This window comes from Neptunomonas concharum (assembly GCF_008630635.1).
In the GTDB taxonomy this organism is placed as follows: Bacteria; Pseudomonadota; Gammaproteobacteria; order Pseudomonadales; family Balneatricaceae; genus Neptunomonas; species Neptunomonas concharum.
Genome location: NZ_CP043869.1, coordinates 1877653 through 1895853, shown reverse-complemented (window position 1 = coordinate 1895853; position 18201 = coordinate 1877653). Strand labels below are relative to the sequence as shown.

The window sequence follows — 18201 nt, the reverse complement described above, 5'->3', positions numbered from 1 at the left end:
CACCCATTGTGCTAGTGCAATTAACTAAAACAATAATAGAATAGGTTTCAGAAATTGCAGCTATTTTTTTATTTTTTAGGAGAAAAAAGTGGAAGATTTACTCCCTGAATTGTGTGATCAATTCCCTGAACTTGTCCAAGTTGTAGAGCCGATGTTCGGAAACTTTGGTGGGCGAGAGACGTTTGGTGGTGAAATTGTCACCCTCAAAGCCTTCGAAGACAATTCACTCGTGCGTGAGCAAGTGGCGTTACCCGGTGAAGGTAAGGTGCTAGTGGTCGACGGCGGTGGTTCTATGCGTCGTGCCATGTTGGGGGATATGCTTGCTGAGAAAGCAGAAAAAAATGGTTGGGAAGGGATTATCATTTATGGCTGTATTCGTGATGTAAACGCGATAGGGGGATTGGACCTTGGTGTTCAGGCACTAGGTACTCACCCAATGAAAACCGATAAACGTGGTTTAGGCGACCTAAATGTTGAGGTTACCTTTGGTGGCGTCACGTTCCGTCCAGGTGAATACGTTTATGCTGATAATAACGGTGTATTAGTTTCACCTAAAAAACTAGAAGTGACGGAATAAATCGTTAAGTGTTAAGGGCCTATGGAGATGTCCAAAAGCCCTTTCTATCCCATCATCATGCTGATATAGCTTTTAGCAAACAAACCAAACAGTGTTAAACCACTAATTAATCCTAGAAAAATCAGCTTTCCGGTTCTGTCTGCTTTTGCTTTAAGCGAAACATGCCAGACACTCCAAAGTTTGAAAGCGATCATTAACAAGAGCGCGGAAAAGACCCAGATCTCGGTAGTACTCCAAATAACCATTAATTAATCCTTAAGATGTATTTGAAATATATTATTAAATTAAATAACATGTAATGCAAATACATTTTAATAGTCCAGGTAAATAAAGATGAACGCAAAAAAACGAGCCCTAGATGAGCTTCACAAAAATTGGATGGATGTGACAGCCACAGCAGTGAATAGAGTCCATAGAGCCGATGGTTACAAAAGTGCGATTGCTGATTCACATCGTGAGGAGAGCTGGATATCTGTTCAACATTCAGGCACAAAAAATGAAAAGAAGTCATGAATTAACACCGCTTAGTAAGGAGCATCATCAGGCGTTGGTCATCAGTCATAAACTCCTAAAGCTTGGCTTAGAAAAAAATAGAGAGTTGGAGGCATATTGGTTGAGTGTGAGGGATGGCTTGGCAAAAGAGCTGGACTTGCACTTTAAAGAGGAGGAACAGTGGTTCGGAAGTGTATTGAAAGGTGTGATCGCGGAGCGCTTTTTTGAAGACCATGATGTACTCCGAAAGCTGCTGCTATCTGAAAACAGGGATGACATTATACTTTTTGCCAGTAGGTTAAAGGCCCATGTGCGCTTTGAAGAGCGGGAGCTTTTTAACTGGTTAGAAATGCATCACATGGCGCTACTCCAAAAACGTTGTCATCCCTAATAGATGGTTATGTTTTGGCGATTAGCTGGGAGGACAATTGCGGGTTATCTAGCATTTGAGCAAGGGAATACTGGCGTAAGCTATCAAAGAAAGCCATTTGTGCCTCGTGAAAAACAGATTGAAGAGAGCAGCATGCCATTAATCGACAATTCTGGGATAAACAATCGACGAGTGGGGTTGCCCCTTCGGATAGTGCCACTACTTCGCCAACATTAATCTCCAGAGGCGGTTTTGCGAGTTGGATACCACCGTTTTTGCCCCTAAATGTTTTCAGATAGCCCGATTTAGATAAGGCATGAACCACCTTTCTTAAATGCTCAATAGAGATATCGTAAAACTGCGCTATTTCAGAGAGTGTTGTGAGTCGGTCATTGTTACTGGCGACAAAAAATAGGACTCGTAGGGTGTAATCTGTAAATCGACTAAGTTGCATAGAAAGTACTTTTAAAAATGTTTTTTAAATATACGTATAAGTGCCGTGATCTGCAATGAAAGCCGAGGTCTGAACAATAAAAAAGGCCGCAACATGCGGCCCTTGGGGTAAAACTTAATATTTAGCGAGGACGCTGATCAAAAACACGCTTCGCCTTACCTTCGGAGCGTGGGATTGATCCTGGGTCTTGTACAGAAACACGCGTGCTAATGCCGACAACCCCTTTAATATGATGCTGAAGCTCTTTTGCTGTAGCAGGACGATCAGCATCACGACCTTCTGTTGTTAATTCGACTTTAACCTCTACGTTATCTAGGTTTCCATCCTTAGTTACATAGATTTCGTAATGAGGCGCTAGCTGAGCAACCTTCAAAATTTGTTCTTCGATCTGTGTCGGGAACACGTTGACACCACGAATGATCATCATATCGTCGGAGCGGCCCGTAATCTTGTCGATACGGCGCATAGGTCGTGCGGTGCCAGGTAACAAACGGGTTAGATCGCGCGTGCGGTAACGAATAATTGGCAGTGCCTCTTTCGTCAGTGAAGTGAACACCAGTTCGCCATACTCGCCATCCGGTAGTACTTCACCGGTATTTGGATCAATGATCTCTGGGTAGAAATGATCTTCCCAAATGGTTGGGCCATCTTTGGTTTCTAAACACTCCTGAGCGACACCTGGCCCCATAACTTCAGATAGGCCATAAATGTCGAGAGCATCAATACCTAGGCGGCCTTCGATGTTCTTGCGCATTTCGTCCGTCCACGGTTCTGCACCAAAAATACCTAAACGCAGAGCAAGCTTCTGTGGGTCAACATTTTGGCGTTCCATTTCATCGATCAGGTTCAGCATGTAAGAAGGTGTCACCATGATGATATCAGGGTCGAAGTCCTGCAAAAGCTGAACCTGCTTCTCAGTCTGGCCGCCAGACATCGGGATAACGGTACAGCCCAAGCGCTCAGCACCGTAATGTGCCCCCATACCACCGGTAAACAAACCATAGCCATAAGAGATATGAACTTTATCGCCAGAGTGGCCGCCAGCGGCACGAATAGAGCGGGCTACGACATTGGCCCACGTGTCGATATCGTTTTGCGTGTAGCCTACAACCGTTGGTTTACCGGTTGTTCCGCTGGATGCGTGGATACGAACTACATCGCGGTTAGGCACAGCAAAAGTACCGAAAGGGTAGTTCAGGCGTAGATAATCTTTCGTTGTGAACGGGAAGTGTTTTAGGTCTTCCAGCTTTTTAAGATCAAAGGGATGAACACCTTTTTCTTGGCACATAGCGCGATAAGCAGGCACGTTATTATAGCAATGGGCAATACTCCAGCGCATACGTTTTAGCTGTAATGCGCGTAGCTCATCAATGCTTGCTGTTTCGATATCGTCTAATCCGCCGCTTAATGTTCTTTCATTGTACATTTTTATTATCCTATTCATTCATCTGCCAAATGGGAGGGTAGAGCGATGCTCAATACCACCCCCCTCGTGCTTATATTGGGCTACACTCGCTCAATGATCAGAGCGATACCTTGGCCAACACCAATACACATGGTGCAGAGCGCGTAGCGTCCGCCAGTACGGTGTAACTGATACATCGCCGTTGTTACCAAGCGCGCACCACTGGCCCCCAGTGGATGACCTAGAGAAATAGCACCGCCGTTCGGATTCACCTGCGGTGCATCATCGGGTAAACCTAAGTCACGCATAACCGCCAAACCTTGAGAGGCGAACGCTTCATTGAGTTCAATAACATCCATCTGATCTAAGGTAAGGCCTGCTTTTTCAAGCACTTTTCGTGCAGCAGGGGCAGGGCCAAAGCCCATAATGCGAGGTTCAAGGCCCGCCGTTGCCATCGCCACAATACGAGCCTTAGGTGTCAAACCATTAGCTTTAGCGGCTTCTGCAGAAGCGATCAACAAGGCGCAAGCGCCATCGTTAACGCCAGATGCATTGCCCGCAGTGACGGAACCGCCAGCACGAAACGGTGCTTTCAGTTTTGCTAGGTCTTCTAATGTTGTGGATGCACGTGGGTGTTCATCGGTATCAACAACGATGGGGTCGCCTTTGCGTTGTGGGATAACGACAGGGACGATCTCTTCTTTAAAGAGACCTTTTTCCATGGCTGCAGCGGTTTTCTGCTGGCTGCGGAAAGCGAAAAGATCTTGATCTTCCCGTGAGATATTAAAATCTTCGGCAACGTTTTCAGCGGTTTCTGGCATAGAGTCTACGCCATACTGCTCTTTCATCTTCTTGTTGATGAAACGCCAGCCGATGGTTGTGTCATAAAGGCCATTAGGGTTACGGCTGAAGGCAGATTCTGCTTTGCCCATGACAAAAGGCGCACGGGACATTGACTCACAACCGCCAGCTATCATCAGGTCGGTCTCTCCCGATTTAATCGCGCGCGCTGCCATGCCAATGGCGTCCATACCTGAACCACACAGGCGGTTAATGGTGGTGCCCGGCACCGAGACAGGTAAACCAGCTAATAGAGCAGACATGCGTGCGACGTTACGGTTATCTTCGCCTGCCTGGTTAGCATTGCCGTAAATGATGTCTTCAACAGATGCCCAATCCACGTCGGGATTACGCTCCATCAATGCTTTGAGGGGAACCGCTCCCAGATCATCAGCGCGTACAGGAGATAAACTACCGCCATAACGACCAAACGGGGTACGGACAGCATCGCAAATAAAAGCATCTTTCATAAACTATTCTCCTGATTTTGCAGATTCGCCGTTCTCATCGACTAGAACACCATTGATTTGGTGTGACTTGCCGCGGAAGAAAGCGAGAGCTTCATTATTCTGGTTATAAACCGTGATGTCGTAGACACCAGTACGGCCTTTACGGTGACGCTCCTCGGCGATAGCGCGTAAGCGATCACCCTCGAAAGCGGGTGCTGCAAAGTCAATCGTACAGCCGCTAGCCACGGTAACTTTGTTATACGTGTTACACGAGTGAGCAAAGGCTGTATCGGCTAACGTAAAGATCATGCCACCATGACAGATATCATGACCGTTAAGCATATCTTTGCGTACGGTCATTTCTAAGTGAGCATAACCTGGACGAACTTCGACAATCGACATATCCAGCATTTGCGCGGCTTTGTCATTGGCGTGCATTGCTTGGCTACAAGCATTGGCCATCTGCTCTGAAGATAGACTCATTACATACCTCCAGCGACTTTTCGGCGTATCAGAGGCGAGGTGCGGTAACGATCTTCGCCATACATAGCCGCTAAGTTGTCTAAGACGTTTTGAATCACCGTTAAACTGACTTTGTTTGCCCATTCGATAGGGCCAAACGGATAGTTCACACCGCCTTTCATTGCGATATCAACATCGGCTTCAGAACAGACTTGCTGATTGACCGCATCGAAGCCTTCGTTAGCGAGCATAGCGACGGTTCGCATTACAATCATGCCCGGTACGTCATCAATTACCGTGACGGCTTTACCAATAGCTTGGAACAAACCGATGGCTTTAAGTAATGACTCGTTGTCGGCCTGATCTGCCGCAGAGATAGCAATGCGTGTTGACGTTGTATAATCCAATGCCAGATCAAAATGGATCAAATTGCTGTTACGAGCCTCAGCAGAGCGCACCGTTGTCATCTGACCATTCGTTAATTTGAGGGTGGTATCGCCAATCAAGATGGCACCGTGTCCCTCTTTCGCACGGCTAACCGAAATCCCTGCTTGTTCAATCAGAGCGACCAGAGGCTCGGCAACACCTAAATCACCCTCAATGGTGACATGATGAGGCGCAGGTGCCGTGTCAGCCGTTGCTGGGGTTGGTTTTTCAGCATCAGCGCTGTAGTTGTAAAATCCGCGGCCAGACTTACGTCCCAAATGGCCAGCATTCACAAGATCCTGCTGGATTAAGGATGGCAAGAAACGCTGGTCGTTAAAGTAAGCAGCAAACACTGAAGAGGTAACCGCGAAGTTAACGTCATGGCCGATCAGGTCCATTAACTCAAACGGCCCCATACGGAAGTTACCGGCTTCACGGATAACGGCATCAATTGTCGCTTCATCCGCGCCGCCTTCTTGCAAAACACGTAAGCCTTCAGCATAGAAAGGCCGCGCAACACGATTAACGATAAAGCCCGGTGTGGATTTAGCGCGTACCGGTTTTTTACCCCAACGGGCAGATAGCTCATAAATGGCATCGGCAACGTTGGGATCGGTATCCAAACCACTAATCACTTCAACCAGCTTCATGATCGGTGCTGGATTAAAGAAGTGCATACCCACTAGATTGTTAGCACGTTTTAGCTGACTACCAATGGCTGTTACAGAGATGGAAGAGGTGTTCGTTGCAAGAATGGTATCGTCTGCACAAATCTCTTCAAGCTGGCTAAAAACAGACTGTTTGACATCAAGCCGTTCGACGATGACCTCAATCACCACACGAGCAGGGGCGAACGCTTCTAACCCATTAACCAGTGTAATACGGCTAAGCAGAGCATCGACATCGGCCTGTGCCATTTTGCCGCGTTCAACGAGCTTGTTCAGACCTTTTTTGATACCGTCAAAGCCTTTTTGAGCGGCACCTTCAAAGGCATCGTAAAGTAAAACCGGATGGCCTGCTTTGGCTGCAACTTGTGCAATGCCTGCACCCATCGTGCCGGCACCAATAACACCAATGACCGCATCAGGTGAAATAGGGGTCATGTTTATTGTCCTTTGAATGCTGGTTGACGTTTTTCCATAAAGGCAGCGACACCTTCACGGTAGTCTTCGGTGCGGCCTGCGAGTGTTTGCAGGTCACGCTCCAGATCAAGTTGCTCATCAAATGTGTTGGTTGCCGATGCCTGAATCGCACGTTTAATCAATGCCAAGCCCTTAGTGGGTTGGGTTGCAAAATGTTTAGCCATGGACAGCGCTTCATCCATGAGGGACTCGTTTTCAACGCTTTTCCAGATCATGCCCCATTGTTCAGCCTGCTCAGCAGATACCTTGTCGCCAAGCATAGACAGCGCCATCGCGCGTGCCGGGCCAACTAAGCGTGGTAAAGACCAGGTTCCGCCACAGTCAGGCACAAGCCCGATTTTGCAGAATGCCTGAATAAAAGAAGCTGATTTCGCTGCTAAAACAATGTCACAAGCAAAGGCGATGTTTGCGCCAGCACCGGCTGCTACACCGTTAACCGCGCAGATAACCGGCATCTCTAACGAACGGATAGTACGTAGCAACGGACTGTAATTCTTCTCGATCGACTCACCTAAGTTAGGAGCCTCTGCACCGGGTGCGACATTACGATCGCTCAAATCCTGACCTGCACAAAAACCACGGCCATTACCCGTTAGTAATAGACAACGAACGCTGCTGTCCTTTTTAACCTCTTTTAACGCACTGCGAACTTCAGCGTGCATCTGGGTATTGAAACTGTTCAGGCTATCAGGACGATTAAGCGTCAGTACGGCAACGCCTTCAGTAATAGAAAACTCGATTGTTTCGTAAGACATTTTATTATTTTCCTGTGAAGTTCGGTTTACGTTTTTCCATAAAAGCAGCAATCCCTTCGTTACGGTCTTCCGTAGCCGCCAGTAGGGTAAAGGCTTTACGTTCGAGATTCAGGCCGCTATCCAGTGTTGTTTCGTAGGCTTTTAATAACGCCTCTTTTGCTAGACGTACCGCAATAGGGGGCTTGGTTGCAATCTTTTTAGCGAGCTGAGTGGCGCGCTCTAGCGAGCGTTCAGGGATAGTCACTTCGCTTACCAACCCAAACGAGCGTGCTTGCTGAGCGCTGATGAACTCACCCGACAGCACTAGCTGCATCGCCATGGATTTACCAATGGTACGGATCAGTCGTTGGGTGCCGCCTGCGCCCGGGATAATCCCAAGATTGATTTCAGGCTGACCGAACTGTGCATTATCACCGGCAATAACGATGTCACAATGCATCATCAACTCACATCCTCCCCCCAACGCAAAGCCATTGACGGCAGCAACAATCGGTTTAGGGAAGAGAGCGATGCGACGCCAGAAAGTAGGGCGAGGGTCATTCATCACGCCAACGACATCCAGTGATGCCATCTCTTTAATATCAGCACCCGCTGCGAACACGGTATCACTGCCAGTAAGCACCACGGCTTTTACCTGATCATCCGCTGCAGCTGTATCCAACGCATCGGCTAACTCGCGAAGCAGTTGTGTACGCAGCGCGTTGTAAGCATCGGGGCGATTAAGACGAATAGTCAGAACGCCAGATTCAACGCCACTGACAAGAATATCTTCATAATTTTGCATTAAACCCTGCCTTTATCAGGTTATCAGTCAAGCTACTAATGACTAGGTTACCCCAAAACACAAAAGGGATACAATATTAATGATTCAAATCAATCTTTATGTATCATAAACTTTGGTGTATGGTTGTTACATATAGCATGCCACTCCTACAGATTAACGACAGAGAATCATCATGAGCGAAGCATTGAATACCCTGTTTGCCAAACATCAGGACACCCTGAACGCCGCTACCCACGCTATCAAAACTCGTGACTACTGGAGCCCATACCCAGAAAACCCCAGCCCACGAGCCTATGGTGAAACCGCCAATGCCGATGGCGAAGCCGCGTTTAAAGGCTACCTGAACCAATCCTTCGCACTGGAGATGCCCGGAATCATCGGCGAAGCGGGCAGTGAAGTCTCTCCTTACGGTATTGACCTGAATATCAAATACCCGCTGGTAGACTTGGATGTACTATTACCGGCCATGAACGATGCTCGCAAAGCTTGGCGTGACGTGGGCCCGCAAGGACGTGCCGCGATCTGCTTAGAGATACTAGAACGCATCAACCAACGTAGCTTTGAAATTGGCTATGCGGTGATGCACACCTCCGGCCAAGGCTTCATGATGGCTTTCCAAGCGGGTGGCCCCCATGCACAAGACCGTGGCCTAGAAGCCGTTGCCTACGGCTACGAAGCGATGATGCACACCCCCGCGAATACCGTCTGGACCAAGCCGCAGGGTAAACATGACCCACTGGTACTCAACAAAACCTACACCGCTGTCGGCCGCGGTATCGGCTTAGTGATTGGTTGTTCCACCTTCCCAACATGGAACACCTACCCAGGACTGTTCGCTGACCTGATTACGGGCAACCCGGTGATTGTCAAACCCCATCCGGCCGCCATACTTCCTGCCGCGATCAGCGTCAAAATCGCACAGGACGTACTCACCGAAAACGGCTTACCAGCGCACATCGTCTCCATGGTGATTGATGCAGACCCCGCCAAGCCTTGCACCGCCGACCTTGCAAAACGTGACGAGATCAAACTGATCGACTTCACCGGCAACACACCGTTTGGTAACTGGCTAGAAGCGAACTGCACCCAAGCACAGGTCTACACCGAAAAAGCCGGAGTAAACACCATCATCATCGACTCCAGTGATGACTACAAAGGGATGCTCCGCAACCTATCGTTCACCCTCAGCCTCTACTCTGGGCAGATGTGTACCACCCCTCAGGATATCTTCGTACCTAAAGGCGGTATCGATACAGACCAAGGCCACAAAACCTTTGATGACGTTGCCAACGACATCGCCACCGCCGTCAGCAAATTCTTATCTGATCCAGAACGTGCTGCTATGGTCTTGGGTGCTATCCAAGCCCCGGTCACCGCTGACCGTATCGAAAACAGCAAAACACTGGGTAACGTTCTGCGGGAATCCGAAGCACTTACACACCCGCACTTCCCGAACGCACGCGTACGTTCACCGCTGTTGATGAGCATCGATGCTGACCAAGCAGACACCTACATGCAAGAACTGTTTGGCCCCATCAGTTTTGTGGTAAAAACCGACAGCACCGCACACTCCATCCAATTGGCCAGTGAAGCGATCAAAACCCACGGCGCTATCACTCTAGGATGCTACAGCAACAACGACAGCGTACTGGACAGCATTGAAGAAACCGCCTTGGATGCCGGCGTTGCCCTAAGCTGCAACCTGACCGGTGGCGTGTTCGTCAACCAAAGCGCGGCTTACAGTGACTTCCATGCCACGGGCAGCAACCCAGCGGCGAATGCGTGTTTATCCGACTTGGCGTACGTAGCGAACCGCTTCCGAGTGGTGCAGAGCCGTCGTCATCCAAAATAAGCAAAAGTTAATATAAATACTGGAATTCCTGTATCGAGTTCCGTTATAAAAGGGAGGCGGAAGCCTCCCTTTTGCTTAAGAACCAGGAGAATAATAATGAAAGTGTATCAAATTGATGGTGTCACCCCGGTCATTGATCCAACGGCTTATGTGCATCCAACAGCGGTGCTGATTGGTGATGTCATCATCGGCCCTCGTTGCTATGTTGGGCCTGCTGCCTGTTTACGAGGGGATTTTGGCCGCCTGATTCTAAAAGAGGGTGCAAACATCCAAGACACCTGCGTGATGCACGGCTTCCCCAACAGTGACACCGTTGTCGAAGAGGATGGTCATATCGGCCATGGTGCTGTACTGCACGGCTGCACAGTCAAGAAAAACGCACTGGTAGGTATGAATGCAGTGGTCATGGATGGCGCTGTAGTCGGCGAATCAGCCATCGTAGCGGCCATGGCATTCGTCAAAGCAAAGTTTGAAGTACCTGATCGTACATTAGTTGCAGGCTCGCCAGCGCGTATTATCCGCGAGCTAAGCGACAAAGAGATCGAATGGAAATCCCAAGGTACAGCGCAATACCAAGACCTTGCCGTACGTAGCCTCAGCACCATGAAAGAAGTGGATGCGCTGACATCCGTTGAACCCGACCGTAAGCGCCTCGTGATTGACGAAAACGTTAAGCCGCTTTACCAAATGAAAGAAGAAAACTAATCGAGAATAGCAGAGAGCGGGCTGCGCACACCGCCAGCCCCGCGCTCTACTGAGCGAACAGTAATCGCGCGGTAATTAAAATCCAAATCTTTAACTCTTAACCTAACATACTCCATTAGCCTAAGCCCCGAGCCGTAGAGTAGAGCGGCCATCAATCAATGAGTATCTTTGAGCTGAGCTAATACGGACTTAACTTCATGACGAGAGAGGACAACCGGAATCTTTTTAGGTTTTGTTGAACGAATGGCATCAACTTGGTACTCGAAAGGTTGTTTGAGAACCTCCCGGTACAAAAAAACCAATGCATTTAAAGCTTGATTCTGAGTACTTGAGGCGACTTTTTTATCAACCGCCAACGAAGTTAAGAAATCCTCAACTTCTTTAGCCCACAGGTACTAGGATGTTGTTTATTAATAAAGAAGATATATCTGCGAATCCAGTGGATATAAGCCTGTTCAGTACGGATACTATAATGCCTGACCATGATTGCCCGACGGACAGACTCTAATAAATCTGACTTATACTTTCGCATACAATGCAACTCCGTTTGCTGTTTTTATATCCAGTATTTTTCCGTTTATTAAACATTATCCTGCACTTATTTGCAAATTGGCCATGTATTGTGTCCACCTATTGGTAAAAATCGGTTTGCATAAAAATGAAAATTGATATAAATCATTAAGTTATTATTTAGGGAGAAGTCTTTGAAGTGCTAATAGGTGGCCCCAATAGATGGAATCCGTATACTAAACTGTTAGGCATCATATGGAAATAATCACCGAGCAAGATGCTTTCTTCCTTGTCGCTCTAAGCGCATCAGAAGAGTCGTCCCTGATAGAACTTAGATGGGAGTTCGAGAAGTGGGATCATAACTCTATTGAAGTAACCACCATCATAGAAAGCCTTATTAAGGACGGTACCATTTTACTAAGTGAGCGCGAAGGTGAGAGCTTTAATGACTACTCCGTTAACGACTCCCTGGCTATAGCGGTAACTTGGAGTAAATCTGAGTCTTGGAATACCATCCTATTTCTAACCGAGGCTGGTGATCAGCGGTGGAAATCCGAGGATTGGGGCATTACCACTATGCGAGCAAAACATTTAATGTTTTCAAACAAAGGGAGCGTTACCCATGTTCAGTAGCTGCGTAGAGAGCATGCCTAACAAAGCGCTCAACTACACTCCGGCCGCAAACGGCCTCCGTCGGACAGCCAAAAGCGTGCTTCGCACTGGCTGCCGGTTAGCTCAGCGTTAGGCATCAAGGGAGCTTGATATTAGCTCCCCCTTGTTTGCGAATTTATCCTTTGGTGCTCTTCGGATCATTTCCGTAACTGTGTTTAGCTCGGATTTTACCGTTATCACCACGATGAATTGAAATTTCAGATTGAGCTTTTTGCGCTAACTCTCTAGTTCTTTCAAAAACTTCTTTTTGAGTTGAACCCGTTACGCTGGCACGGCTCGCATCTTCGCGTTTTCCTTTCCATGTTCCATCGCTATCTTGGTATACGTTGTAGTCGTCTTTAGACATAAATTACCTCATAATGAATAAGTACTAAGTTGGATCACCATGTGCTCTAAGCACATCTATTACATGGGTATCTATACAGTATTATTCAAGGGTAGAGTCAAAAAAATGCCTAACACATATGAGCCTCTCCGGAGTCAATAGATAAAACCGCTCTTCTGGCCGCGTTAGCGGCCAGTCTGTTATCCATCAGCAAGATAGACTGCTTCATCTGTCATCATGGTTGCCAAGCGATAGCCTGCAACAAACACATATCGGGGCTCTCTTATCTCATGCTCAATGAGCGCCTGCTGATTTCAGCTTCCGTACTGATAGCAGGGGCACCAGACATTCATCGGTTAACCCGTTACTGGCACTATTCAAGGCGTCGGGCTTAAAGCCAGTTAGTTTCAGGCTCAGCACAGGTGCAAACCATCTTGCTGATGGTAGTGCGCGGCGGCAAGGTGTCTAATCAAAGCGCTCAGGCTACGACAGTGTGCTAGAAGATAGGTGATTCAGCTTATGTGCAAAGGGTAACCCAATCTTCATTTGAGCATCAGCCAGGGTGTTCCAGTTAGACGTTCAGCTCACCTTGCCCCGCGACTTAACTGGCTAGGAAACGTTTTTCATCAAACACCTTTTGATTTTTCAGCATGTAGTACACGCAGCGACCAATTTTATGCGCCAGGGCGGAGAGCGCTTTGGCTTTGCTCATGCGTTTTTGTAGTTTTAACAGGTAGTTTTTTGCTTTGTCGTTACCACGTAGGTACAGCACCGCAATTTCGCCAAAGGCCCATTTTAGGTGGGCATTTCCAATTTTATTGCCTTGGGTGCCGTAGCTCTTGCCTGCTGATTCCGCTTTACACTTGATAAGCCGACTGTACGACGCAAAGTCCTGTACCGTGCTAAAACGGCCAATGTCACCGACTTCGTAAAGGATCGTTAGCGCTAAAAAACGGCCAATGCCGGGAAAGCTGGTCAGGATGTGGTAATCTCGGCCGTTGTGATGCTTGGCATGTTTTTCAATAAAGCACTCGATTGAGCTGAGTTCATGGCGGTAAAACGCGATGATGTCTAAGTCCAGATCAATACTGCGTTGCACGAACTCATCATCAAAGCAGTTTCGCATCGCTTCCCGAGCGCAAGGGTATTTTAGATCTAGATTATTCGGTGGAAAATTGTATTGGCTGGTGGTGTTTTTTGCATGCGCTTTTAAATTGGCACCATGACGAACGATACGTGTACGACGACGGAGTAAGTCACGAGCAGCACGCATCTCGGGTGGATACACATAGGCCAATGGGAAATTGCCGCCACGGATAAGGTGAGCGATTTTATAGGAGTCAATGCGGTCATTTTTGGCTTTACCGCCATGGATAGCCTTCATGTAAAGCGCGTGACCCAGAATAAAGTCGATGTTATGTTTAGTACAGAAATCGCTAACCCAGTACCAGCAATGCATGCATTCAACACCGACAACAATATTGCCGATATAGGGCGTTAATAAGTCCAGCAAGGGTTCATCGGTATCATCCAGAATGCAGACGTACAAGGATCGTGCATGTAAATCTATTCCACAATAGTACGGATGTTGTGTAGTATAAAATCTCATTGGGTCTTCTCCTTTTTGGTTTCGTCGCCTTTCAACTTAGTCAATCTGTCTAAGCTGAGGGAGAAGGCTCAATGAGTATCAAGTTGCTGCTCACCGATAAATTACTCGCTGCGCTCGTAATTTATCGGTGAGCAAAGCGTTAGAACCCCAAGGAAGTTATGAGCATGAAAAAAGTACCGTGGGGACCAATAAGGTCTGCGCTCACTGAAAATTTTTCCTTCGGTGATATCAAGCAAATAGTCGGTTATGCAAATATCGATATGTCTCAATTAGCGCATTTGGAGCAAAAATCTCAAGGTGGAGCGTCCAAATCACAATTATTGAGCGCGATTGACGCGCAAATTGAAACAATGAATGCTGATGCAGCCGGAGACGTTGCATCGATTTTCTGTGAAGAAATGCTTCGCAGAAAATCTGATTTAATCTCTGAATTAGAACGGGTCTTGTCAAGAGTAGGCTGGAAGTTCGAAGGTTCGGTAATATTGCCGATTGAAATATTTGATGTTTCAGAGTTACAAGACATACCTGAAAATGCTCACGCAGATATTTTAAAAGCTGCAAGCAGGTTGAGGGATGGCGATCTGAGTGGTTCGCTCTCTGCTTCGTGTGGGGCATTGGATTCTGTCACGGGCTCTATATATCTAGAGTATGGGCTTGGCGATCCAAACAAAGCATCATTTCAAGAAAGATTAAGAAAATCAATTGGTGCAATCGGGGCGAAAGAAAAGCTAATTAAAGAGCTTCAAGAAATTGGTTGGAGTGAGCCAGATTTTAAGCCCTTATCTTCAAATTTAGAGGGTTCGTTAAATCAGGCAGCATTCGTCATGCAAAAGCTCAGGTCAAATATGGGTGATGTACATGGTACGAAACCCGTCTTATCGGCTTTGGTTTATGACTCCATAAAGTGGTCCCTATTGCTGTTAAGAGTTTTGGTAACTCGCAATGGCATTCTAACAAAATGCTGCTAGGGACAATCCTACGCTGTGCTTTGGTTTGCTCCAGAGCACGGCGTTAGGTGGCCGAGTGCCCCAAGTCTAAGGTGAAAATCGTGCTAGATTTTAAGCGTAAATTCTTCGTGGCAAGCGGCTGTATACTATTTATCGTGTTTGCTCGTCTGGACATGGGGCGCTCGGGAACCGTGCTCATTGCAATAGCAATCGCTGCGTTAATTTTTCTGGAATTATTCTTTATACGGAAAACATTATTCGACGTATATGCGGATGCCCTAACTGAACACAAGGTAGTTATGTTCTTCTTGAAACACCGGGTGATAAATGCAGTGCTGAGTGCTATCGTAGCCTCTTGGTTGGCACTCTATCTACTTATTCATGTGAACTTGGCCGCACCTGCGAATCTAGGGTTCTTCGTCCTCCTTGGAATTCTCTTGATGGTGCTTTTGCCATCTGCCGACAAGCTAGCGAAGAGTGTTGTGAAAGAGAAACCTTCAATTGCATTTTCCCGTATCGGCCTAGTTTTTATTGCAGTCCTGATGACTGTTCTACTCGATGGTGCTTCCAACGCATTTTTGCCGATTGATTCTCGGATTAAAGAAGCATTTGATGAAGATATCCCTTTATACGTCATCGATGATGTAAAGCATTCCTTCTTGTATTTACAGCACTTTCTAAGAACGCTGGCGTTCCTTAATTACAACGTCCAGTCTATCGGTCTTTCAGATCAGGTCGGTTCTTGGTTCCAAGTAGTTAAATTTTTGTTATTGCTTTCCCCAACTCCTTACGTCGCATTTTCGCTTTTATACCTGTCGTTGTCGTCGATTGGGAAGCGTAGAGTGGTGGCAGAGCCATGAAAAAAAAAACGATATTGATTGTTTTGGTTATTGCTTCTGTGCTGGTAATTTTAGGGATTTCAAAGTGCGGCTCATTGCAGGCAGGAGCCAAGGCCCTTGAAACTATAGCGGAACTGAAGGAGGCGAATTTAGTGATGAAAAATAAGGTTGCAGATCTTGAAAGGGGCCTCACAAGTACAAAGGCTGCACTAGAGATATCGGAAGCACAAACTAAGGAGCTTTCCACCGAGAATGCACTGCTCAAAAAGCTAAACGAGGAGCGCCTTCGTAAAGTTTGGTCTATGTATGAGCCCGGCACCTAACAAGTTATTGTAGTCGCCCGCAAGCGGGCTGGGACCTCCGCTGCGCCCCTAAATTAGGCGTTATGTGCCTGTAAGAGTAAGCAGATGAAATACGAAGAATTCAACTCGTTTTGCAAATCTCTTCCCGCGACTACTCATGTAGTTCAGTGGGGTAATTCAGATGTTTGGAAAGTAGGTGGAAAAGTATTTGCCATTGGTGGTTGGGAAAAAACGGGAAAGGCGGCTTTTACATTTAAAACATCCGAACAAAATTATTATTTTTTAGAAGTAAAACCCGGATACCGACCAGCGCCCTACCTTGCATCAAGAGGCATGAAATGGATTCAATTATATGATGCCGGCATTGCCGAAGAAGATGAGCTCAAATATTATCTCTCAGAATCATATAGGATTGTGTCGTTGGGGCTAACAAAGAAAAAACAAAAAGAGCTTGGGTTAAATCAGTAACGGCGGTCGGGCACATAACAAAGCGCTTAAGCATAGGGCAATAGCGATTGTATTAAGCCCCTTACCCCGCGCTCCTGTTGCTTTGGCAGCAGGGGCTATATACGGGCATGACGAAGGAGCTGTTTACGTTTTTTATTCTGAACGCTATTTTTTACCCGGCGGGAGCTTATGGCAACTCCAGGGTTCATGGACTGAATTATCTTTTACGTTCTGATCAACATACCGGTAGTAGCCTTCTTTAAAGTGTGTCCACCAATCATGCGCGACATCAGCGCCATGTTGTCTGATTACCTCTTCAATTCCGTCTAAGTTGCAACGTGATGCATCATAAGCAATGTTCAATATCGCTGCTTTATCATCAAATGAAACATTGTCGATACCATAAATCGCATCGATTTCTGTCAGTATTAAATCCCTATTCTCCACTGTTATGTTTTCTAACCGTAAATGCCTGACAACTAAGTTGACCTCGCTAACGCCGAGTCTATGTTGTGAATTATTCATGATTTTTCTCCTTGATTATCTGTTTCACTTATAGATGGGTTTGGTATGTGGAGTAGTGGAAACCAACCTGGCGTAACGCGCATATACTGTAGGTACTCATCACCAAATTCTGATAATGCTACTTGCTCCTCACGTTTAGCTAAACGGACATATACAACGACTAGAATGGGGAACATCACCAGTGTTATGACTGTGGGCCACTGTAGTAAAAAACCAAACATGATTAAGATAAAAGCAACATATTGTGGGTGGCGGCAGCGTGCATAAAGCCCTGTAAACGCCAGCACTTTATTTTTTTGTGCCTGATGCAATACGTTCCATGCGGAAGAGAGCGTAAAGAAACCAACAACGATGAAAATATTACTCGCTATATGTAAAGGGTCCCAATGTGGATTCCCGTCAAATCCTAATAGGTTATGCAGCAGGTGGCCATTGTCATGTGCAAAAAAATTAACAGCCGGATAGTTGTCAGTTAACCAGCCGGAAAGCAGGTAAATCGTTAATGGGAACCCATACATCTCTGTAAACAGGGCGACGACGAAGGCAGAGAACGCCCCAAGGCTTCGCCAATCTGTTTTAGTTTTGGGCTTAATAAAGCTAAAAGCAAAAAAGATAAATATGGCTGAATTTACAATCACCAGCCACCAAAGGCCATATGAAGCTTCTTCGGTCACCGTGATTCTCCTTCATTGTTACTATTAAGTGACTGACGTTTGCCTTCTTCAATGCCTTGCTGAAAACTGTCTTTGCTCTCTTCATTTTCTTCATGCTTGCTGTGTCCATGTTTACCATGCATAAACAGGTGCATTAATGGACACGCTAGAAAAATCAAGAAAGGTAAAAAGGCAAAAATATGCTGTTGATGTTCAATGACTAAAAAGTAAGTGGCTGCACCAATTAAGCCTAATGCTGCTAATCCTGAAGGTGTTTTCCAAAAACTAAACATACAATCACTCCTTATTCAGACTTAATAACACCACGATACATTTGCATCGAGCAGTGGAATGGGTACTCTCCAGTCGTTAAAGGTGGCAAAGTAATTACAGTCTCTTTGTTGAGTGGAATTTCCTCGCTGATCTCTAACCCAGGAATCAGCACAGTAGCTGCGCAGGGTGAGTTGTCAGTTCTGATGAATGCCAGAAGAGTACTTTGATTTGCTTTCACCTTTATATGAGCGGGGGTGTAAACGCCGTTTTCGATTCTGATAACCATCTTATTGTTGGTGACTTCGACCTCTTGCGGCTTATAAAGCCAGAACCACCAAACGATAAGAGCTATCAGCAGAATGCCACTAATATTAATCCACAACATC

The 18201-nt window shown here is 46.6% G+C and carries 24 protein-coding genes and 1 pseudogene; 10 read left to right on the top strand and 15 right to left on the bottom strand.

Features of this window, described 5'->3' with window-relative positions:
• Positions 1-88: 88 nt before the first annotated feature.
• Complete coding sequence (gene rraA, locus F0U83_RS08865; RefSeq protein ID WP_138987431.1) at positions 89-577, top strand: ribonuclease E activity regulator RraA; 489 nt, start codon at positions 89-91, stop codon at positions 575-577.
• Positions 578-621: 44 nt separating this feature from the next.
• Here rraA and F0U83_RS08860 read toward each other — a convergent pair whose 3' ends face one another.
• Positions 622-822, bottom strand: a complete 201-nt coding sequence (locus tag F0U83_RS08860; protein ID WP_138987430.1) for a hypothetical protein — start codon at positions 820-822, stop codon at positions 622-624.
• 88 nt (positions 823-910) lie between these two features.
• Here F0U83_RS08860 and F0U83_RS08855 point away from each other — a divergent pair, with 88 nt between their 5' ends.
• The gene (locus F0U83_RS08855; RefSeq protein WP_138987429.1) at positions 911-1090 is read left to right on the top strand and encodes a hypothetical protein; all 180 of its coding nucleotides are present in this window, start codon (positions 911-913) and stop codon (positions 1088-1090) included.
• Positions 1074-1460, top strand: a complete 387-nt coding sequence (locus tag F0U83_RS08850) for a hypothetical protein (RefSeq protein WP_138987428.1) — start codon at positions 1074-1076, stop codon at positions 1458-1460. The genes F0U83_RS08855 and F0U83_RS08850 overlap by 17 nt, the downstream gene beginning before the upstream one ends.
• Before the next feature lie 7 nt (positions 1461-1467).
• Here the strand turns inward: F0U83_RS08850 and F0U83_RS08845 are convergent, their stop codons facing one another.
• The 7 genes from F0U83_RS08845 to paaF form a co-directional block, all read right to left on the bottom strand.
• Positions 1468-1893 (bottom strand): RrF2 family transcriptional regulator, encoded by a 426-nt coding sequence (locus F0U83_RS08845; RefSeq protein WP_138987427.1) that lies wholly within the window; start codon positions 1891-1893, stop codon positions 1468-1470.
• A 121-nt stretch (positions 1894-2014) separates the two neighbouring features.
• Positions 2015-3319: a phenylacetate--CoA ligase PaaK gene (gene paaK, locus F0U83_RS08840; protein ID WP_138987426.1), complete on the bottom strand. Its 1305-nt coding sequence runs from the start codon at positions 3317-3319 to the stop codon at positions 2015-2017.
• Positions 3320-3399: 80 nt separating this feature from the next.
• Positions 3400-4608 carry a 3-oxoadipyl-CoA thiolase gene (pcaF, locus tag F0U83_RS08835; protein ID WP_138987425.1) on the bottom strand — a complete coding sequence of 403 codons (1209 nt, stop codon included), beginning with the start codon at positions 4606-4608 and terminating at the stop codon, positions 3400-3402.
• A 3-nt stretch (positions 4609-4611) separates the two neighbouring features.
• Positions 4612-5070: a hydroxyphenylacetyl-CoA thioesterase PaaI gene (gene paaI, locus F0U83_RS08830; protein ID WP_138987424.1), complete on the bottom strand. Its 459-nt coding sequence runs from the start codon at positions 5068-5070 to the stop codon at positions 4612-4614.
• A complete protein-coding gene (gene paaH / locus F0U83_RS08825) occupies positions 5070-6578 on the bottom strand; it encodes a 3-hydroxyacyl-CoA dehydrogenase PaaH (RefSeq protein ID WP_138987423.1) in 1509 nt (502 codons plus the stop codon). The genes paaI and paaH overlap by 1 nt, the downstream gene beginning before the upstream one ends.
• A gap of 2 nt (positions 6579-6580) precedes the next feature.
• Entirely contained in the window at positions 6581-7372 is a 792-nt protein-coding gene (paaG, locus tag F0U83_RS08820; protein ID WP_138987422.1) for a 2-(1,2-epoxy-1,2-dihydrophenyl)acetyl-CoA isomerase PaaG, read from the bottom strand.
• A 4-nt stretch (positions 7373-7376) separates the two neighbouring features.
• The gene (gene paaF, locus F0U83_RS08815) at positions 7377-8156 is read right to left on the bottom strand and encodes a 2,3-dehydroadipyl-CoA hydratase PaaF (RefSeq protein WP_138987421.1); all 780 of its coding nucleotides are present in this window, start codon (positions 8154-8156) and stop codon (positions 7377-7379) included.
• A 172-nt stretch (positions 8157-8328) separates the two neighbouring features.
• Between paaF and paaN the strand changes: the two genes are divergently transcribed.
• On the top strand, positions 8329-10008 hold the full coding sequence (gene paaN, locus F0U83_RS08810) for a phenylacetic acid degradation protein PaaN (RefSeq protein WP_138987420.1): 1680 nt from the start codon (positions 8329-8331) through the stop codon (positions 10006-10008).
• Positions 10009-10104: 96 nt separating this feature from the next.
• Positions 10105-10713 (top strand): phenylacetic acid degradation protein PaaY, encoded by a 609-nt coding sequence (gene paaY / locus F0U83_RS08805; RefSeq protein WP_138987419.1) that lies wholly within the window; start codon positions 10105-10107, stop codon positions 10711-10713.
• Between the two features lie 155 nt (positions 10714-10868).
• Here the strand turns inward: paaY and F0U83_RS17440 are convergent.
• Positions 10869-11245: pseudogene (locus tag F0U83_RS17440) on the bottom strand (phage integrase N-terminal SAM-like domain-containing protein).
• 233 nt (positions 11246-11478) lie between these two features.
• Between F0U83_RS17440 and F0U83_RS08785 the strand changes: the two are divergent.
• Positions 11479-11856: a hypothetical protein gene (locus tag F0U83_RS08785; RefSeq protein WP_138987416.1), complete on the top strand. Its 378-nt coding sequence runs from the start codon at positions 11479-11481 to the stop codon at positions 11854-11856.
• 154 nt (positions 11857-12010) lie between these two features.
• On the opposite strand, the gene F0U83_RS08780 is transcribed toward F0U83_RS08785, so the two are convergent.
• Both F0U83_RS08780 and F0U83_RS08775 read right to left on the bottom strand, forming a co-directional pair.
• Positions 12011-12241: a DUF2188 domain-containing protein gene (locus tag F0U83_RS08780; RefSeq protein ID WP_138987415.1), complete on the bottom strand. Its 231-nt coding sequence runs from the start codon at positions 12239-12241 to the stop codon at positions 12011-12013.
• 580 nt (positions 12242-12821) lie between these two features.
• On the bottom strand, positions 12822-13829 hold the full coding sequence (locus F0U83_RS08775; protein ID WP_138987414.1) for an IS110 family RNA-guided transposase: 1008 nt from the start codon (positions 13827-13829) through the stop codon (positions 12822-12824).
• 164 nt (positions 13830-13993) lie between these two features.
• On the opposite strand from F0U83_RS08775, the gene F0U83_RS08770 reads away from it, so the two are divergent.
• The 4 genes from F0U83_RS08770 (at position 13994) to F0U83_RS08755 (ending at position 16385) form a co-directional block, all read left to right on the top strand.
• On the top strand, positions 13994-14797 hold the full coding sequence (locus F0U83_RS08770) for a hypothetical protein (RefSeq protein ID WP_138987413.1): 804 nt from the start codon (positions 13994-13996) through the stop codon (positions 14795-14797).
• A gap of 80 nt (positions 14798-14877) precedes the next feature.
• Entirely contained in the window at positions 14878-15636 is a 759-nt protein-coding gene (locus tag F0U83_RS08765; RefSeq protein WP_138987412.1) for a hypothetical protein, read from the top strand.
• Entirely contained in the window at positions 15633-15938 is a 306-nt protein-coding gene (locus F0U83_RS08760; RefSeq protein ID WP_138987411.1) for a DUF945 family protein, read from the top strand. The genes F0U83_RS08765 and F0U83_RS08760 overlap by 4 nt, the downstream gene beginning before the upstream one ends.
• Positions 15939-16022: 84 nt before the next feature.
• Complete coding sequence (locus F0U83_RS08755) at positions 16023-16385, top strand: MmcQ/YjbR family DNA-binding protein (protein WP_138987410.1); 363 nt, start codon at positions 16023-16025, stop codon at positions 16383-16385.
• A 144-nt stretch (positions 16386-16529) separates the two neighbouring features.
• On the opposite strand, the gene F0U83_RS08745 is transcribed toward F0U83_RS08755, so the two are convergent.
• Genes F0U83_RS08745 through F0U83_RS08730 form a run of 4 tightly spaced genes read right to left on the bottom strand, consistent with a single transcriptional unit; the run spans position 16530 to position 18200 of the window.
• On the bottom strand, positions 16530-16889 hold the full coding sequence (locus tag F0U83_RS08745; RefSeq protein ID WP_138987409.1) for a cation transporter: 360 nt from the start codon (positions 16887-16889) through the stop codon (positions 16530-16532).
• Complete coding sequence (locus F0U83_RS08740) at positions 16886-17563, bottom strand: methyltransferase family protein (RefSeq protein ID WP_138987408.1); 678 nt, start codon at positions 17561-17563, stop codon at positions 16886-16888. The genes F0U83_RS08745 and F0U83_RS08740 overlap by 4 nt, the downstream gene beginning before the upstream one ends.
• A complete protein-coding gene (locus tag F0U83_RS08735; protein ID WP_138987407.1) occupies positions 17560-17835 on the bottom strand; it encodes a DUF2933 domain-containing protein in 276 nt (91 codons plus the stop codon). The genes F0U83_RS08740 and F0U83_RS08735 overlap by 4 nt, the downstream gene beginning before the upstream one ends.
• Before the next feature lie 11 nt (positions 17836-17846).
• Positions 17847-18200, bottom strand: coding sequence for a cupredoxin domain-containing protein (locus F0U83_RS08730; protein WP_138987406.1), 354 nt, complete (start codon positions 18198-18200; stop codon positions 17847-17849).
• Position 18201 lies beyond the last annotated feature (1 nt).

Coding starts and splice junctions, on each gene's coding strand:
- F0U83_RS08850 (WP_138987428.1), top strand. CDS start 1,074: ATGAAAAGAAGTCATGAATTAACACCGCTTAGTAAGGAGCATCATCAG.
- paaH (WP_138987423.1), bottom strand. CDS start 6,578: ATGACCCCTATTTCACCTGATGCGGTCATTGGTGTTATTGGTGCCGGC.
- paaF (WP_138987421.1), bottom strand. CDS start 8,156: ATGCAAAATTATGAAGATATTCTTGTCAGTGGCGTTGAATCTGGCGTT.
- F0U83_RS08845 (WP_138987427.1), bottom strand. CDS start 1,893: ATGCAACTTAGTCGATTTACAGATTACACCCTACGAGTCCTATTTTTT.
- paaN (WP_138987420.1), top strand. CDS start 8,329: ATGAGCGAAGCATTGAATACCCTGTTTGCCAAACATCAGGACACCCTG.
- paaY (WP_138987419.1), top strand. CDS start 10,105: ATGAAAGTGTATCAAATTGATGGTGTCACCCCGGTCATTGATCCAACG.
- paaG (WP_138987422.1), bottom strand. CDS start 7,372: ATGTCTTACGAAACAATCGAGTTTTCTATTACTGAAGGCGTTGCCGTA.
- F0U83_RS08785 (WP_138987416.1), top strand. CDS start 11,479: ATGGAAATAATCACCGAGCAAGATGCTTTCTTCCTTGTCGCTCTAAGC.
- F0U83_RS08855 (WP_138987429.1), top strand. CDS start 911: ATGAACGCAAAAAAACGAGCCCTAGATGAGCTTCACAAAAATTGGATG.
- pcaF (WP_138987425.1), bottom strand. CDS start 4,608: ATGAAAGATGCTTTTATTTGCGATGCTGTCCGTACCCCGTTTGGTCGT.
- F0U83_RS08745 (WP_138987409.1), bottom strand. CDS start 16,889: ATGAATAATTCACAACATAGACTCGGCGTTAGCGAGGTCAACTTAGTT.
- F0U83_RS08760 (WP_138987411.1), top strand. CDS start 15,633: ATGAAAAAAAAAACGATATTGATTGTTTTGGTTATTGCTTCTGTGCTG.
- F0U83_RS08775 (WP_138987414.1), bottom strand. CDS start 13,829: ATGAGATTTTATACTACACAACATCCGTACTATTGTGGAATAGATTTA.
- paaK (WP_138987426.1), bottom strand. CDS start 3,319: ATGTACAATGAAAGAACATTAAGCGGCGGATTAGACGATATCGAAACA.
- F0U83_RS08755 (WP_138987410.1), top strand. CDS start 16,023: ATGAAATACGAAGAATTCAACTCGTTTTGCAAATCTCTTCCCGCGACT.
- F0U83_RS08730 (WP_138987406.1), bottom strand. CDS start 18,200: ATGTTGTGGATTAATATTAGTGGCATTCTGCTGATAGCTCTTATCGTT.
- F0U83_RS08735 (WP_138987407.1), bottom strand. CDS start 17,835: ATGTTTAGTTTTTGGAAAACACCTTCAGGATTAGCAGCATTAGGCTTA.
- paaI (WP_138987424.1), bottom strand. CDS start 5,070: ATGAGTCTATCTTCAGAGCAGATGGCCAATGCTTGTAGCCAAGCAATG.
- F0U83_RS08860 (WP_138987430.1), bottom strand. CDS start 822: ATGGTTATTTGGAGTACTACCGAGATCTGGGTCTTTTCCGCGCTCTTG.
- F0U83_RS08770 (WP_138987413.1), top strand. CDS start 13,994: ATGAAAAAAGTACCGTGGGGACCAATAAGGTCTGCGCTCACTGAAAAT.
- F0U83_RS08780 (WP_138987415.1), bottom strand. CDS start 12,241: ATGTCTAAAGACGACTACAACGTATACCAAGATAGCGATGGAACATGG.